A 14,886-nucleotide genomic window follows, 5' to 3' on the forward strand; every position below is an offset into this window, starting at 1 on the left:
GGCGTCGGCGCGACAGTCCGGGGCAGTGCGGTCCCTGCGGGAGCGGGGGTGCTCCCTTGGTATCCGGTTCTTCCGCGAAGAGAAAGCGGCCGTCCCCGCCCTCGCGGGGTTCACCCCCCGACCGCCCTCAGGTCGTACAGATACGCCCGGTCCCCCTTGAAGCTGCGCCACACCCCCAGCGGAGGGTCCGCATCATCCGCATGTCCCGCGAGCGGATACGCCGTGACGAGCCCGCCCGCGATCTCGCAGTGCCAGCCCTCCGCCGGCGACCAGAGACACCACACCGCACCGTCCGCCCGCCGGTAGGCCGCGCGGCCATGACGCTCCCCGTCGCGGACGAAGTCGTAGCGCAGCCCGTCGACATGGCGGACGAAGACCAGAGCCTCAGCCACGGCGGTCCGGCAGCAGCAGCACCAAGGCCAGGCTCCTCAGGAGCGTGCTCTTGCCCGCGCCATTGGGGCCGAGGAGCCCGAAGGCGCCGGTGTCGAGCGTGAGGTCGAGGCCACGGATGACGGGCTTGCGTCTGTATCCCTGGTGGAGGGCGTTCACTTCGAGCAGCGGCATGGCGGGTCCTCGGGGGCGGCGGGGGGCGTACGTGCTCCGCGCCCCGGCGTGGCCGCACCGAGCGACGGCGGCGGCGGTTCCCTCGGTCGCGAAGACGCCCGGGTAACGATAAGGCGCATCTAGTTTTCCGGGGAGTCCGCGTGATGATCTTGGCCGGAAGTGGCCGAATAATCCGGGTGATTCAGGGGCGACGGAGGCAGGGAATCACCGTTGGGGGGTACGTGCGGCGCGATGTGATCCTTCCGGCGGGGTGCCGTGCCGGTTCCGCGCGCATGAGGCACGGAGGCGGCGGGTACGGGTAGCTTGGCGCGGAGCCCGGCGCCTGCCGGGGTGGCCCCGAAACACACCACTGGATCGCGGGCAACGGCGGCCCGTCCCCGCGCCTGCGGGGGTGGCCCCGAAACACACCACTGGGTCCTGGGCAACCACGGCCCGTCCCCGCCTCTGCGGGGCATCCCAACACCCCACCGGCGCACCGTACTTACGTATCGGCGACCGCCCCCCGGTCCTCACTTTCGTCGCTCGCGCCCGCGCCGTTCGGAGGACGCGGCGGCGCCCCCCGTACCGCGAAGCTCCCTTCCGACCGGGAACGCCCCGGACGGAAGGACACCGACCATGCCCGCACGCCGCCGCCACCGAGGCACCGCACCCGCCCTCGTACTCACCGCAGGGCTGCTCGCCGCGCTCACCGCCCCGGCACACGCGGAGCCGAGCCCCGCCGAACCGGACGTGCCGGCCGCGTACACCCAGCAGAAGGTGGTCTGGAAGCCCTGCCCCGACGACGTGTTCGCCGACACCTGCGCCACGATCAAGGTGCCGCTGGACTACCGCGCCCCCGGCGACAGGAAGATCGACCTCGCGCTCTCCCGTATCGCCGCAGACCCCAAGAAGCGGGTGGGCTCCCTGCTGCTGAACCCGGGCGGACCCGCCGGGTCCGGGCTGAGCATGCCGGCCGCGCTGGCGTTCAACGCGGACGCGGCCGTCAGCGACCGGTACGACCTGATCGGCTTCGACCCCCGGGGCGTCGGCGCGAGCACCCCCGTCACCTGCGGCACCACCGCCGCCGAGCGCAAGGGCAACCCCAACAAGGCCGTCGACTTCGCCCGGGACGAGAAGCTGGCGAAGACCATCGCCGACAAGTGCCGCAAGAGGTCCGGCGCGCTGCTCCCCCACATCACCACCGCCAATACCGCCCGTGACCTGGACATCGTCCGGGCCGTCCTCGGCGACGCCAAGCTCAACTACCTGGGCTACTCATACGGGACCTACCTCGGCGCGGTCTACACCCAGCTCTTCCCGAAGACGGCGGGCCGGATCGTCCTCGACAGCGCCGCCGACCCGGCGCTGATGTGGCGGGGCACGTTCCAGGGCATGGCGAAGGAGGCCGAGCGGGCCTTCACCCGCTGGACGAAGTGGGCCGCCGCCCGCCACTCCACGTACAAGCTCGGCGACACCGCCGCCAAGGTCACCAAGACCTACCGCGATCTGCTCGCCCAGGCCGACCGCAAGCCCGTCCCCATGGGCAAGGAGAAGCTGACCGGCGACGGCATACGCGCCAAGACCACCTTCAGCTTCGCCACCGTGAAGACCGCGTCGGACCAGGTCTCCCGGCTCAAGAAGGCGGCGAGCAGCGGTAAGCCCGGCCCCGCCCTGCCGGACTTCTTCGGTGAGTCCACCGACAACATGTACGGCGCGTACTACTCGATCGTCTGCCAGGACACCGCGAACTGGCCGCGCGACCCGAAGACGTACCGCAAGGACGTTACGGCGAACAAGGCCACGTACCCGCTCTACGGTGACCTCTCCTCCGCGATCACCCCGTGTGCCTACTGGGACAAGGGCCGGGAGCCCGAGGTGAAAATCAACAACAAGGTCAAGGTGCTGATCACTCAGAACGAGTGGGACCCGCAGACCCCGCTCTCCTCCGCCCGGGGTCTGAACAGGGCGCTGAAGGGCTCCGTCCTGGTCCATGTCGCCGGTGCCGAGGGACATGGCGCCTACCCGTCGGCCACCGCGAACAACGCCACCCCCTGCCTCGACCAGAAGGTCACCGAGTACCTGGTGAAGGGGAAGCTGCCCGCCCAGAACACCGCGTGCAAGCGCTCCGGCGGGACGAAGCCCTCCACCGCCGTCTCCTTCCTCCCGGCGGGCTGACCCGGGGCGCCCCCGAGCCGCCGCGCCCCTGGCCCGGGGGCGCCTCTGGCCCGAACCGGCCCTGACCGCAAGGGTCCAGGCCCGATCCCTGCCCCTGGCCGGGCCCGCTCCCTAGGGTCATGAGCACGCCCAGTCGGCACCGTCCGGTCCACCAGTCAGGGAGCCCCACCGTGCGCAAGATCGCCACCACCCTTCTCGCCGCCGCAGCCATGGCGGCCGGCACACTGCTGGCCGCCGCCCCCGCCCAGGCCGCCTCCCAGTGGCAGACGGTGCAGACCAACGCCAACTGGAAGTGCGCGAAGACGGTCGTCCACCCCTCCCGGGCGGACCTGGGCTACCAGGCGTGCCTGGTGACCAACGCCCAGGCGCAGGCCCAGGTCGTCATGGTCGTGGTGAACAACTCCACCACCCCCGTGAGCATCTCCGGCAACATCACCAGCGCCTTCGGCGCCGACCGCACCTGCGGCACCCTCAGCCTGGGCGTCGGCGAGCGCCGGGGCTGCTTCGCCCCCACCGGCCCGATCCCCGTCTGTCTGACCGGCGCGGGCCACCCGGACCCGACCGAACAGCTCCACGGCGGCACGATCCGGCTCACGGTGGGCGGCGTCACCAAGGCGATGGACTCCCCGCGCACCGAGTGCTTCTTCGACCCGACCAGCCCCTGGTAGCCCACCCCGGCTCGCCTTGTGCACCGACGGAACCCCGGGCGCGGATGGCCCCCGGGGTTCTGTCCGTACGGGTGGACGACGGCCTACGCTCGCCGCCATGGAGTGGCATCGGGTACTCGGCTTCCTGGCGGCGATCGTCCCGCTCACCCTGATCCCCGGCACCAACTTCACCCTGGTCACCCAGAAGGTGATCGCCGGGTCCCGGTCGGACGGCTTCCTGGTCACCTTCGGGACCGCGTGCGGGCTCCTGGTCCACGCCGCGTTCGCGGCGGTCGGCCTCTCCGCGCTGGTCATGTCGTCCACCCAGGCGCTGACCGTCGTCCGGATCCTGGGCGGCCTCTATCTCGTCTGGCTCGGCGTGACCACCTGGCGCTCGGCCCACCCGAGGGCCCGCGCGAGGACCGGGCGACGGCTGCCGTGGTCGCATCTGGGCGGCTTCGGCCTGGGGTTCTGGTCCAACCTCACCAACCCGAGGGCGGCGACGGTCTATCTCACCCTCGTCCCGCAGTTCCTCGCCCCCGACCGCCCCATCCCGCCCCAGATCGCGGTCCTCACCCTCCTGCACGCGGCCGTGCTCATCATCTGGCTGCTGACCTGGGCCTCCGTCGTCGCCTCCGCCCGAGCGATCACCGAGGCCCCCTGGTTCCGCCGCGTCGTGAGCCGCGTCGCGGGCGCGGTGCTGGTGGCCCTGGGGGTCCGCACCGTCGCGGTGCGGTAGCCCGCACCGGACGCGTTGGGGCGTCCGGTGCGGGTCTGGGGCGTGTCTAGGCGTGCGCCCTGGCCAGGTCGATCAGCCCGGCGAAGGCGGTGGGGCGAACCATGAGGACGGGGCCGTCGGGACGCTTGCTGTCACGGAGCGGGACGACACCGTGGGAAGTGACGTACGAGGGCGCCCACTCGACGCACTGGCCTTCGCCACCGCTGTAGCTGGACTTGACCCAGCTCACGCCGGTCGTCACTCGTGGCCCTTCGCCATGCGGACGAGACCGGCGAACGCTTCCGGGCGGACCATCAGGGTCGGCCCGGCAGGACGCTTGCTGTCGCGGATAGGGACAACGCCGTGGGACGTGGAGTACGAGGGCGACCACTCGACGCACTGGCCGCCTTCGCCACCGCTGTAGCTGGACTTGACCCACACAAAACTCATCTGCCGTACTCCTCTGCGACTTTGGAGATAAAAGCCTGCGATTTCTCGCACGACAGGGCGGCAGCCCGCAACCGATCGTACGCGGACTGACTGTCCAACACAGCCCCCGCCGAATCCGATACATGGCCAAGTCCTCTCGTCTCGGAGTAGAGAACGGTGGCCCCCTCCTCCAAGGTGAGAAGGGTGAACGGAAGGGAGGACGCGGGCGCCCCTGCGGCAAAGGGAAGAACCTGAACCGAGATGTTCGGGCCTACCGACGCGACAAGATGGCGCAACTGCGCTGCCATGGTCTGGCGGTCCCCCACCACCGTCCGAAGTGTCGACTCGTGCAGGATCACCCACAACAGCGGAGGCGAGTCTCCTTCCATCAGGTCTCGACGGCGGACTCGGGCTTCCACCCGGGCCGCGATCTGCTCGTCCGTCTCCCTCGGGTGAGTGGACTTGAAGATCGCGGTCGCGTACGCCTCCGTCTGAAGCATCCCCATGATGAACGCGTTGCTGTAGTCAACGATGTGCGTCGCCTCGCGCTCAAGCCGCAGGTACGGCACGAACCACGAAGGATGCCCCCCGTACTCCGAGATCCGCACCAGCATCCGCTCGAAGTACCCCGACGTCCCGAAGTACACATCGCACTTCTGTGCGAACTCCGGCGACGGCTTCGCCTGGCCGTTCTTGACCTTCGAGACGTACGGTTCCTTGTAGCCGGAGAAGGTGGCAAGCTCCTTCTGCTTGACCCCCTTGTGACGCAGCGCCTCAAGAAGTTCCATGCCGAACCATTCGAGGCCGTTCGCCGGTTCGCCTGACAACTCGGTCATGTGTTCAACTCCTTCCGTTTCCAAACAACTTGGAAAGCGTTTCGCCCTAGTGTCGCGGACGTTGGCACGCCATTGTGGGAGATCCAAGGAAAAGACGCCAGTCCCCCAGGAAGGAAAAGGAACCCGGCATGTTCACGACCCCCCACGGCACCCCCGCCTTAACCCCCGCCGGTCCGGTGGCGCACCGGTCGCCCCCTGCGGCGAAGCCGCCCGTACAGCAGGCTCGACCCGCATGGGGCCAGGTAGAGCGATGATCGACCGACGGCGCGGGCTGTCCGGGGCGAAGGAATTCAATCCGCTCGACTTCGGGCCCTGCCATTGCCCGCACCCCGCCTGCCCGCTGAAAGCGGAATCACGGCGGAGGCCCCCCGTGGAGACCGTGGAGACGGACACCCGGACCGTCGAAGAACGGGTCCGGGCGGAAATCCAGGCGGACATCGCACGGCGGAAGCGATTCGGGACGTGGGGCCGTGACGGATTCTGAAAAGAATCGATCGACGGCGAAAGAGATAAGGCTCCGCGCACCGGAATGGCTGATCACCCTCGCCTGTCTCTCCTCGATAGGGCTGCTCGGCGCGGGAATAGCCGATCGGCTCTGATCGACAGTGCGGAAACAGAAAAAGCCCCGCCCTCCGTGGAACGAGGTTCAGCGGTGATCTCTCGCGGACCACGGAGGGCGGACCGGCCGCCGCCCCGCCCCGGGCGGCGTACCCGGTCGCGCCCGGCTCTGCCCCGGGCGCGGCCGGGACATCAGGGGCCCCGGCCCGGACCCCCGCACACAGCGCGGGCCGGGGCCCCGTACCCCGAAAAGGAACTACGCCGCAGCCACGCCCGTCGCCCGGACCGGGCGGAAGACCGGAAGCGCGATATCGGGCGCCGCCCGGCGGAAGGTCACCTCAAGCGGCATCGCGATCCGCAGCCCCGCCGCGTCGCACTCCACGATCTCGGTCATCATCCGGGGGCCCTCCGCGAGGTCGACCACCGCCGTGATGTACGGCAGCCGCAGGCTGAACGGCTCCAGGTCGTTCCGGTGCACCACCGACCAGGTGTAGAGCGTGGCCCGGCCGCTCGCCGTCTCCCACTCGCACCGCGCGCTCCAGCAGCGCGGACAGAACTCGCGCGGATAGTGGTGCGCCCGCCGACAGTCCCGGCAGCGCCGGACCAGCAGCCGGCCCTCCGCCGCCGCGTCCCAGTACGGGCGGGTGAAGTCGTCGATCTCGGGCAGCGCGTGCGACGGCGGGGTCGGTACGGCGGCGGCCATCGGGGAACTCCGTTCACGGGGTCGAGGGACCCGGTCACCCCGGCCCCGTCCGGCACGTGCTGAGGAGTTGTCCATTGAGCCCAACTCAAGCCGCTTCCGCAAGAGTCATGCAGGAGACGTACCCGATCCGGCGGCCCCGGGGCGCATGTGATCGATTCGGTAGGAAATCCCGGCCGGCACGAGACCCACGGGCCGCGCCCGCCGCTACGCTCACAGCTCATGGAGAGAACGGACGACAGGCCCGTCTATGTCATCGGCGGCGGTCCCGCCGGGCTCGCCACCGCCGCCGCGCTCGGCAAACGGGGCGTCCGGGCCGTGGTGCTGGAACGCTCCGACGCCGTGGGCGCCTCCTGGCGCGGCCACTACGACCGGCTCCGGCTGCACACCACGCGCAAGCACTCCGCACTGCCCGGACTGCCCATCCCCCGCCGCTTCGGGCGCTGGGTCTCCCGGGACAACGTCGTCCGCTATCTGGAGAAGTACGCCCAGTTCCACGACCTCGACGTGGTCACCGGGGTCGAGGTCTCCCGTATCGAACCCGCCGGGGACGCCCCCGGCGCGGGCTGGCTGCTCCACGCGACCGGCGGACGGCGGCTCACCGCGCGGGCGGTCGTCGTGGCGACCGGCTACAACCACACCCCGTATCTGCCGGAGTGGCCCGGCGCCGACGAGTGGAACGGGCGGCTGCTGCACGCCTCCGACTACCGCGAGCCCTCCCCGTTCCACGGCAAGGACGTCCTGGTCGTCGGGGTCGGGAACACCGGCGCCGAGATAGCCGTCGACCTCGCCGAGGGCGGCGCCGGGCGGGTACGGCTCGCGGTGCGGACCCCGCCGTACATCATGCGCCGCTCCACCCTGGGCTGGCCCAGCCAGCGGACGGCGATCCTGGTGCGGCGGCTGCCCGTACCGCTGGTGAACCAGGGCGCGCGGCTGCTCACCCGGCTCTCCATGCCCGATCTGACGCCGTACGGGCTGTCGCGCCCCAAGGCGGGGCTGTACACCCGGGCGCGGCAGGGCGCGATCCCCGTCCAGGACGTGGGGCTGGTCAAGGCGGTCCGCGCGGGCCGGGTGCGCCCGGTGGCCTCCGTGGTCTCCTTCGGGGAGCAGCATGTCCTCCTCGCCGACGGCGGCCGGATCGCCCCCGAGGTGGTGATCGCCGCGACCGGGTACCGGCGGGGGCTGGAGAAGATGATCGGGCATCTGGAGATCCTGGACACCCGGGGCCGTCCGGTCGTACGCGGCGGGCGCACCCCGGCCCGTACCCCCGGGCTCTACTTCACCGGCTACACCAACCCGATCAGCGGGACGCTTCGCGAGATCGCCCTGGACGCCGACCGGATCGCCCGCGCGGTCGGCAGACGCGTACGGGCCGACAAACCGGGCGGACAGGGCGGACCCGGCGGACGGAAGCGGCGAAAGAGTCCCCGGTAGCCGGCGGCGCGAGGGGCGCGAGAAGTCCCCCGCCGGCGGGGGCACATCCCGGGGGCGCGGACGCCCCACCGCGAGGCGCCCCGCCCCGTACACGCCCCATGCGCCCGTGTCCCGCCCGCACCACACCTTCCTGACCACCCTTCCGCTCGGTAACCTGATGGTGCGTCAGCTACGCGTCAGTTACGTGCACCCACGTGACACCGAGAGCGGGAGCGGGGATCGGCGATGCTTGGATCGACTCACGGAACCCTCACCTCCGACCTCCGAGCACGGGTCGTCGCCTGCGGGGAGACCGCGCGGGACGCCGTCGTCCACGACACCGCCACGGCGGCCGTCGCCGACGGGGACAGAGATGTCAGCGGGCGGCCCCTGCACCTCGCCGTGCCCGATCTGGACCGGTTCTTCCGGCCGCGTTCCGTCGCCGTCGTCGGCGCGTCCGACGCGGAGGGGCGCCCGAACACCGGCATCACCCGGCAGCTGATCGCCTGGTCGGAGCGGGTCGGCGCCACCCTCCACCCCGTCCACCCGGTCCGGGAGAGCGTCTTCGGACTGCGCTGCGTCCCCGGCGTCGGCGAGCTGCCCGAGGCGGTCGATCTCGCCGTCCTGCTGGTCGCCGACCCGCTGCCGGTGGTCGCCGAACTCGCCGACGCGAAGATCCCGTTCGCGGTCGCCTTCGCCTCCGGGTACGCGGAGACCGGCGAGGCGGGCGCCGAGGCCCAGCGGCGGCTCGGGGACGCGGCCCGGCGGGCGGGGGTGCGGCTGCTCGGGCCCAACACCAACCTCAACGCCTTCGAGGAGTTCCGCGACGACCTCGACGGGCCCGCCATCGCGCTGATCACCCAGTCCGGCCACCAGGGCAGGCCCGTCTTCGCCCTCCAGGAGCTGGGCATCCGGCTCTCCCACTGGGCCCCCACCGGCAACGAGGCCGACCTGGAGACCGCCGACTTCCTGGCGTACCTCGCCGAACGGCCCGAGGTCGGCTCCATCGCCTGTTACGTGGAAGGGCTCAAGGACGGCCGCTCCTTTCTGCTCGCCGCCGACCGGGCGGCCCGGCGCGGGGTGCCGGTCGTCGCGGTCAAGGTCGGCCGGACCGAGACCGGCGCCCGCACCGCCGCCTCCCACACCGGCAAGCTCACCGGCGCCGACCAGGTGGTGGACGCGGCGATGCGCCAGTACGGAGTGATCCGCGTCGACGGTCTGGACGAACTCCAAGACACCGCCGCCCTCCTCGCCCGCGCCCGCCGGCCGCTCGCCGACGGGGTGGCCGTGTACTCCATCTCCGGCGGTACGGGGGCCCACTTCGCCGATCTCGCGACCTCGGCCGGGCTGCGGCTGCCCCGGCTCTCCGAGGGGAAGCGGCGCGAGCTGCACCAGTGGATACCGGAGTACCTCCAGGTCGCCAACCCGATCGACAACGGCGGCCACCCGGTCGGCGACCACCGGGGCCGGAAGATCATCGACGCGATCCTCGCCGACCCCGAGGTCGGGGTGCTGATCTGCCCGATCACCGGACCGTTCCCGCCGATGAGCGACCGGCTGGCGCGGGACCTGGTCGCGGCGGCCGAGACCACCGACAAGCTGGTCTGCGTGGTGTGGGGATCGCCGGTGGGGACGGAGGCGGCGTACCGCGAGACCCTCCTCGGCTCCTCCCGGGTGGCGACCTTCCGCACCTTCGGCAACTGCGTCGGGGCGGTACGGGCCTGGCTGGCGCACCACCGTTTCGTACGGGACTACCGCTCCCCCTTCGACGAGGCGCCCCGTACCCCCTCCCCCTCCTGCCGCAAGGCACGGGCCCTGACCGAGTCGACACCCCCGGGACAGCAGCTCAGCGAGCACGCGGCCAAACAGCTGCTGCGGGCGTACGGGATACGGGTCCCGCGCGAGCAGCTGGTGACCAGCGCGGCGGCGGCGGTACGGGCTGCGGCGCAGGTGGGGTACCCGGTGGTGCTGAAGGCGTCCGGGGCGCAGCTCGCCCACAAGACCGAACTCGGCCTGGTGAAGGTGGGGCTGACCTCCGCCAGCCAGGTGCGGGACGCCTACCGGGAGATCATGGACATCATCCGGTACGAGGGGGTGGAGCTGGACGGGGTCCTGGTCTGCCAGATGATCGGGCACGGTCTGGAGACCATGGTGGGGATCACCCGGGACCCGCTCTTCGGGCCGACGGTGACGGTCGGGCTCGGCGGGGTGCTGGTGGAGGTCCTCCAGGACACGGCGGTACGGGTGCCTCCGTTCGGCGAGGGCCAGGCGCGGGCGATGCTGGACGAGCTGCGCGGCCGGGCGCTCTTCGACGGGGTGCGCGGGGGGCCGCCACTGGATGTGGACGCCCTGGTGGAGGTGGTCCTGCGGGTGCAGCGGATGGCGCTGGAGCTGGACGGGGAGCTGGCGGAGCTGGATGTGAACCCGCTGGTGGTGCTGGAGCGGGGCCAGGGCGCGGTGGCGCTGGACGCGCTGGCGGTGTGCCGGTGAGCGCCGGGCCGGGGGTCCGCTCGCGGGACGAGGGGGCGGTGCGGTGGATCGTCCTCGACCGGCCCCGGACGCTGAACGCGATCACGGCGGAGATGCGGGAGGCGGTCGTCGCGCTGCTCGCGGGGGCGTCGGCGGATCCGGAGGTCCGGGCGGTCGTCCTGACGGGGGCGGGGGACGGCTTCTGCTCGGGCGCGGATCTGCGGGTGTCGCGCGCGCCCGGCGCCGAGCGGGTGGCGGGCGATGTGGCCCGTACCATCCGGGACGGCGCCCAGCGGCTGATCGCGGCGGTCCTGGAGTGCGAGAAGCCGGTGATCGCGGCGGTCAACGGCACGGCGGCCGGGCTGGGCGCGCATCTCGCCCTCGCCTGCGATCTGGTGCTGGCGGCGCGGGAGGCGCGCTTCATCGAGGTCTTCGTCCGGCGGGGGCTGGTCCCGGACGGCGGCGGGGCGTATCTGCTGACCCGGCTGGTCGGGCCCCAGCGGGCCAAGGAGCTGATGTTCTTCGGAGACGCGGTCCCGGCGGCCGAGGCGGAGCGGCTGGGGCTGGTCAACCGGGTCGTCCCGGGCGACGAGCTGGAGGCGACCGCCCGGGAGTGGGCGACCCGCCTGGCCGGGGGGCCGACCCGGACGCTGGCCCTCACCAAGCAGCTGGTCAACGCGGCACTGGACGGGGACCGGGCGTCGGCGTTCGCGGCGGAGGCGACGGCGCAGGAGATCACGATGACGACGGGGGACGCGCGGGAGGGGGTCACGGCCTTCGTGGAACGCCGGAAGCCGGAGTTCCGGGGGCGGTAGGGGACGCCTTGCGTGCCGGGGCCTGGGGAACCCCGCGCCTGCGGGGACGGCGCCGTTTTCGTCGACGGCGAGAATCACTTTGCGGGACCACCCCCGCGTACGCGGAGACCACACGGTGTTGTCGCCTGTTCCGGCGTCGACAGCCGGATCACCCCCGCGCCCGCAGGGGCGACGTCGGCATTCTCCCTGGCGCGGGTGCATGGTGGGAGTGTCCCGGCGGGAGCCTAGTCGCGCCTGCGGAAGATGTACGGGCCGCCCTCGTACCCCGTCGGCTCGTACAGTTCCGGCTCCTCGGCCGTGCCGCCGATCCACCACTCGGACGCGGGGCACTGCCCGTCGGGTGTGAGGGTGACCGTGTCCCGGTGGGTGCCGTTGGTCTTCGGCCACCAGCTGCCGGTGCCGTCGCAGGAGTCACCCGTACCGTCGTCGAAGTTGATGAGGACGGCCCGTTCGCCGGGCTCCAGCCGGAGCGTGGCGCCGTCCGGGCCCTCCCAGACACCGCGCAGCTCGGCGGCGCCGAGCGCGGGCGGCCGGTACTCCGGGAGGACCCCGGTGGCGAGGGCGGCGAGGACCAGGCCGAAGGCGACGGGCGCGGCGAGGATCGCGGTGGCGATGGACCGGAACCACACCGCGACGGCGCCGAACTCCCGTACCCGCGCCCGGCGGCGGGCGGCGGAGACGGCCAGCAGCGGGGCCACGGCACTGGCGGCGGTCCAGGCCCACGCGGTGAGGAAGCCGAAGCCGAGGAGGGCCCAGACCGTGGCGTGGACGGCGGCGAGCACGACCGCGAGGAGCGCCCGCCACCGGGGTTCGGTGAGCCAGGGGGCCGTGGTGCGGGCCGCCGCCCGTTCGGCCAGGGCCCGGACCGGCAGGGTCAGGGTGACCGCGTGCGCGGGGCCGCAGAGGACGGCCAGCGGTGGCAGCAGGAAGACCAGCAGCAGGACGCTGAAGAAAGGTGTGCCCTCGCCGTAGCCGTCGACCGCGTGGGCGTCCGCGATCACCCAGAGGGGGACGGCGAGCAGGAACTGCGCGGTGGCGGCGGCGATGGCCGCCACGGTGTCATGGCGCGGGTGACCCGGGTGTGTATTCATGATCGCTCCCCCTGGAGGGAGCCTACTTCCGGGGGTTGGGACATCCGCCACCGGCCCGTCCCCACCGGCCCGCCCCCACCGCGCGAACCGGCCGTTCGCCCCCGGCCTCGGCGCCCCAGCCGCCCCTGGGGATGACCCCCGTACCCCCAGATCCCGCCTGCCGCACCCTCAGCACCGGGGGTTCGGCCATTCCCTTCCGTGACGGCATGACTCCGGAGCGCACGGGATATGGATGGCGCAGCCCGATCATCCCCGGGCCGCCCATCGGTGTGACAACGGAGGTTCAGCCGCGTGATCGACTCCTCGGAAGTGGCCGTGCAGATCAAGGAGTTCCATGAGAAGGGCTTCCTGGTGCTGCCCGGGTTGCTGCCCGCGTCGCTGGTCGGGCGTCTGACACGGGAGGTCGACCACTGGGTGGACTCCGGCCTGCGGCAGCGGTCCATAGACGCCTGCTTACGCCCGGAGGAGTGTCCGGAACCGGAGGTGGTCGAGTTACAGCTGCCGGCCCACGGCGAGCTGGCGGCCCACCCGCCGCTGCTGGAGCTGCTGGCGGACGAGCATCTGCTCGGCCCCTCCTTCGTCTTCCACCATCTCCACAGCGACCGCCGGTCCTCGGCCGCCGCGGGCAAGCCCTGGCACCACGACTACGAGCAGCGCCCCCAGCGCGACCGGCGGCTCCCCATGGTCCATGCCCTTCACTATCTGCGGGGTCTGCGGCCGGAGATGGGGCCGCTCGCGGTGTTGCCCGGGTCGCACCACGAGATCGCCGCGAAGGACGCCCGCGCGCATCTGGGGACGGCCGAACTGCCGGGTGAGGTGGTCGTCTCCGAGCTGCCCCCGGGGTCCACCGTGGTGCTGCACTCCGCGCTCTTCCACACCCGGCGCGCCGGGACCGCCTCCGAGGACACCTCGGGCGCCGTCACCGGGGCCGCCTCCGGGATCGAGGGGCCCGGCCGGTACATGATCGACGCGTCGTACTGCCGGACCGGTGAGCCCTGGCCGCCGGTCAAGCCGTACTGGCGTCGGATACTGGCGGTCGGCCGCGAGCGCGGGCTGGGACAGGGGCGGTGGGCGGAGTTGTTCGAGGAACGGCATTTCGGCGCGTACGAGCCGGGCGGCGCCGGGCGGGCGGCATGAGGGTCCTGGAGGCGGTCTCCTTCGACCGGGTCCTCCGCCATCTCGCGCTCCACCACCCCTACGACCCCGAGGACCCCGCCAACTCCAACGACGAGGCGGAACAGCACGTCCGGAGCGCGCAGGCCCTCGCGGATGGCCGGTGGCACCGGGTCCTGCTGGACGGCCCGGAGGTCCGGGGGGTCGTCCTGCCCTGGCATCTGGGCGAGGACGGAGCGGTCGAGCTGATCCCGAGGACGGGTCTCACCGTGGGCGCTGCCGCCGCACGGCTGGCCGCGCTGGGGGACACGTACACCACGACCAATCCGCTGTGCGCCGGCAAGCTGGCCCGCCAGGTCCGCACCCGGCCCACCCCGCTCTTCCTGAGCACCAGGCCCGCGGGAGGGCCGGACTACGCGGAGCTGACCGTCCGGGAGGGACTGATCCATCTGGACGGGCTCCACCGGATGCTGGCCTGGGAGCGGTCCGGGCGGCTGGCGCCGGGGAACCGGCTGGAGGCGTATGTGGCGGGTCTGACCCCGGCCGACGTGGCGGGTCTGACCCCGGCCGACGTGGCGGGTCTATCCCCGGCCGACGTACGGCATGGAACTGGGCATGACCAGAACGGACTGGATGTTCACCCCGACCGGGAGGGCGGCCATGGCGCGGACCATGTCGACCACATGCCGCATGTCCATGGTGGGCTCCACCCGCAGTGAGCCGTCGGGCTGGCGGACGGCGGGCTGCGGCCGGTCGGCGGGGGTCACATTGCCGATGTCGATCTGACCGCAGGAGATGTCGTGGCGGCGGCCGTCGAGGGAGAGCGAGCGGGTGATACCGGCCACGGCGTGCTTGGCCGCGGTGAAGGCGATCGAGTGCGGACGGGGCATCTGGGCGGACGGGGCTCCATTGTTGATGATCCGACCACCCCGGGGGGTCTGCGCCTTCATGATCCGGAAAGCCGCGCGGGAACAGAGGAAGGTTCCGGTGGCGATGGAGTCCATGACCCGGTGCCAGTCGGCCGCGCTCACATCCTCCGTGGGGAGGTACGGCATGGTGTCGGCGGCATTGTTGAACAGCAGGTCCAGCCGGCCCCAGCGGGCCGCCACCTCGGCGAAGAGCCTGTCCACGGCCTCCGGGTCGGTGATGTCGGCGGGCAGCGCCACCGCCCGGTCGCGGTCGTGGGCGTCGGCGAGCAGTGCCGTCGCCCGCAGCCGCTCCTCCCGCCGCCCGATCAGCCCGACCGTCCAGCCGTCGGCAAGCAGTCCCAGGGCGCATGCCTGGCCGACACCGCTGCCCGCTCCTGTGACCAGGGCCGTTTTCAGCACTTCGCACCACTCCCGCAGATCGCGCCGGTTCGGACACCCGGAAGCGTGTCC

At 72.2% G+C, this 14,886-nt stretch carries 15 protein-coding genes and 1 pseudogene; 8 read left to right on the forward strand and 8 right to left on the reverse strand.

Features of this window, described 5'->3' with window-relative positions:
• Positions 1 to 110 precede the first annotated feature (110 nt).
• Together ABT354_RS11970 and ABT354_RS11975 are read right to left on the reverse strand one after the other, a co-directional pair.
• Positions 111 to 392 (reverse strand): hypothetical protein, encoded by a 282-nt coding sequence (locus tag ABT354_RS11970; RefSeq protein WP_351492278.1) that lies wholly within the window; start codon positions 390 to 392, stop codon positions 111 to 113.
• Positions 385 to 564 carry an AAA family ATPase gene (locus tag ABT354_RS11975; RefSeq protein WP_351492280.1) on the reverse strand — a complete coding sequence of 60 codons (180 nt, stop codon included), beginning with the start codon at positions 562 to 564 and terminating at the stop codon, positions 385 to 387. The genes ABT354_RS11970 and ABT354_RS11975 overlap by 8 nt, the downstream gene beginning before the upstream one ends.
• A gap of 615 nt (positions 565 to 1,179) precedes the next feature.
• Between ABT354_RS11975 and ABT354_RS11980 the strand changes: the two genes are divergently transcribed.
• The 3 genes from ABT354_RS11980 to ABT354_RS11990 all read left to right on the forward strand — a co-directional run bounded on the left by ABT354_RS11980 (position 1,180) and on the right by ABT354_RS11990 (position 4,104).
• Positions 1,180 to 2,718, forward strand: a complete 1,539-nt coding sequence (locus ABT354_RS11980) for an alpha/beta fold hydrolase (protein WP_351492283.1) — start codon at positions 1,180 to 1,182, stop codon at positions 2,716 to 2,718.
• A gap of 170 nt (positions 2,719 to 2,888) precedes the next feature.
• Positions 2,889 to 3,386 carry a hypothetical protein gene (locus tag ABT354_RS11985; protein WP_351492285.1) on the forward strand — a complete coding sequence of 166 codons (498 nt, stop codon included), beginning with the start codon at positions 2,889 to 2,891 and terminating at the stop codon, positions 3,384 to 3,386.
• A gap of 97 nt (positions 3,387 to 3,483) precedes the next feature.
• Positions 3,484 to 4,104, forward strand: coding sequence for a LysE family translocator (locus ABT354_RS11990; protein WP_351492287.1), 621 nt, complete (start codon positions 3,484 to 3,486; stop codon positions 4,102 to 4,104).
• A gap of 46 nt (positions 4,105 to 4,150) precedes the next feature.
• Here the strand turns inward: ABT354_RS11990 and ABT354_RS11995 are convergent, their stop codons facing one another.
• The 4 genes from ABT354_RS11995 to ABT354_RS12010 all read right to left on the reverse strand — a co-directional run bounded on the left by ABT354_RS11995 (position 4,151) and on the right by ABT354_RS12010 (position 6,609).
• Positions 4,151 to 4,345, reverse strand: coding sequence for a DUF397 domain-containing protein (locus tag ABT354_RS11995; RefSeq protein ID WP_351492289.1), 195 nt, complete (start codon positions 4,343 to 4,345; stop codon positions 4,151 to 4,153).
• Positions 4,342 to 4,533 carry a DUF397 domain-containing protein gene (locus ABT354_RS12000; RefSeq protein ID WP_351492291.1) on the reverse strand — a complete coding sequence of 64 codons (192 nt, stop codon included), beginning with the start codon at positions 4,531 to 4,533 and terminating at the stop codon, positions 4,342 to 4,344. Before ABT354_RS12000 ends, ABT354_RS11995 begins: the two co-directional genes overlap by 4 nt.
• Positions 4,530 to 5,348 carry a helix-turn-helix domain-containing protein gene (locus ABT354_RS12005; protein ID WP_351492293.1) on the reverse strand — a complete coding sequence of 273 codons (819 nt, stop codon included), beginning with the start codon at positions 5,346 to 5,348 and terminating at the stop codon, positions 4,530 to 4,532. The genes ABT354_RS12000 and ABT354_RS12005 overlap by 4 nt, the downstream gene beginning before the upstream one ends.
• Before the next feature lie 814 nt (positions 5,349 to 6,162).
• Positions 6,163 to 6,609 carry a Zn-ribbon domain-containing OB-fold protein gene (locus tag ABT354_RS12010; RefSeq protein ID WP_351492295.1) on the reverse strand — a complete coding sequence of 149 codons (447 nt, stop codon included), beginning with the start codon at positions 6,607 to 6,609 and terminating at the stop codon, positions 6,163 to 6,165.
• Positions 6,610 to 6,828: 219 nt separating this feature from the next.
• Between ABT354_RS12010 and ABT354_RS12015 the strand changes: the two genes are divergently transcribed.
• The 3 genes from ABT354_RS12015 to ABT354_RS12025 all read left to right on the forward strand — a co-directional run bounded on the left by ABT354_RS12015 (position 6,829) and on the right by ABT354_RS12025 (position 11,303).
• Positions 6,829 to 8,040, forward strand: a complete 1,212-nt coding sequence (locus ABT354_RS12015) for a flavin-containing monooxygenase (RefSeq protein WP_351492298.1) — start codon at positions 6,829 to 6,831, stop codon at positions 8,038 to 8,040.
• 225 nt (positions 8,041 to 8,265) lie between these two features.
• On the forward strand, positions 8,266 to 10,509 hold the full coding sequence (locus ABT354_RS12020) for an acetate--CoA ligase family protein (RefSeq protein ID WP_351492300.1): 2,244 nt from the start codon (positions 8,266 to 8,268) through the stop codon (positions 10,507 to 10,509).
• Positions 10,500 to 11,303 (forward strand): enoyl-CoA hydratase/isomerase family protein, encoded by an 804-nt coding sequence (locus ABT354_RS12025; protein WP_502983394.1) that lies wholly within the window; start codon positions 10,500 to 10,502, stop codon positions 11,301 to 11,303. The genes ABT354_RS12020 and ABT354_RS12025 overlap by 10 nt, the downstream gene beginning before the upstream one ends.
• Positions 11,304 to 11,527: 224 nt before the next feature.
• Here the strand turns inward: ABT354_RS12025 and ABT354_RS12030 are convergent, their stop codons facing one another.
• The gene (locus tag ABT354_RS12030) at positions 11,528 to 12,394 is read right to left on the reverse strand and encodes a hypothetical protein (protein WP_351492305.1); all 867 of its coding nucleotides are present in this window, start codon (positions 12,392 to 12,394) and stop codon (positions 11,528 to 11,530) included.
• Positions 12,395 to 12,685: 291 nt separating this feature from the next.
• Between ABT354_RS12030 and ABT354_RS12035 the strand changes: the two genes are divergently transcribed.
• Both ABT354_RS12035 and ABT354_RS12040 read left to right on the forward strand, forming a co-directional pair.
• Positions 12,686 to 13,531, forward strand: coding sequence for a phytanoyl-CoA dioxygenase family protein (locus ABT354_RS12035; RefSeq protein ID WP_351492307.1), 846 nt, complete (start codon positions 12,686 to 12,688; stop codon positions 13,529 to 13,531).
• Positions 13,528 to 14,001: pseudogene (locus ABT354_RS12040) on the forward strand (DUF6309 family protein); the annotation flags it as partial. The gene ABT354_RS12035 and the pseudogene ABT354_RS12040, both read left to right, overlap by 4 nt.
• Positions 14,002 to 14,088: 87 nt before the next feature.
• Here the strand turns inward: ABT354_RS12040 and ABT354_RS12045 are convergent.
• Positions 14,089 to 14,835, reverse strand: coding sequence for an SDR family oxidoreductase (locus ABT354_RS12045; RefSeq protein ID WP_351492310.1), 747 nt, complete (start codon positions 14,833 to 14,835; stop codon positions 14,089 to 14,091).
• Between the last annotated feature and the right edge of the window lie 51 nt (positions 14,836 to 14,886).

It is taken from the genome of Streptomyces sp. NPDC000594, from assembly GCF_040299965.1.
Lineage (GTDB): Bacteria > Actinomycetota > Actinomycetes > Streptomycetales > Streptomycetaceae > Streptomyces.

Excerpts from the sequence above, each read along its gene's own strand:
- ABT354_RS11975 (WP_351492280.1), bottom strand. The coding sequence starts at position 564 with ATGCCGCTGCTCGAAGTGAACGCCCTCCACCAGGGATACAGACGCAAG.
- ABT354_RS11980 (WP_351492283.1), top strand. The coding sequence starts at position 1,180 with ATGCCCGCACGCCGCCGCCACCGAGGCACCGCACCCGCCCTCGTACTC.
- ABT354_RS11990 (WP_351492287.1), top strand. The coding sequence starts at position 3,484 with ATGGAGTGGCATCGGGTACTCGGCTTCCTGGCGGCGATCGTCCCGCTC.
- ABT354_RS12000 (WP_351492291.1), bottom strand. The coding sequence starts at position 4,533 with ATGAGTTTTGTGTGGGTCAAGTCCAGCTACAGCGGTGGCGAAGGCGGC.
- ABT354_RS12005 (WP_351492293.1), bottom strand. The coding sequence starts at position 5,348 with ATGACCGAGTTGTCAGGCGAACCGGCGAACGGCCTCGAATGGTTCGGC.
- ABT354_RS12010 (WP_351492295.1), bottom strand. The coding sequence starts at position 6,609 with ATGGCCGCCGCCGTACCGACCCCGCCGTCGCACGCGCTGCCCGAGATC.
- ABT354_RS12015 (WP_351492298.1), top strand. The coding sequence starts at position 6,829 with ATGGAGAGAACGGACGACAGGCCCGTCTATGTCATCGGCGGCGGTCCC.
- ABT354_RS12020 (WP_351492300.1), top strand. The coding sequence starts at position 8,266 with ATGCTTGGATCGACTCACGGAACCCTCACCTCCGACCTCCGAGCACGG.
- ABT354_RS12030 (WP_351492305.1), bottom strand. The coding sequence starts at position 12,394 with ATGAATACACACCCGGGTCACCCGCGCCATGACACCGTGGCGGCCATC.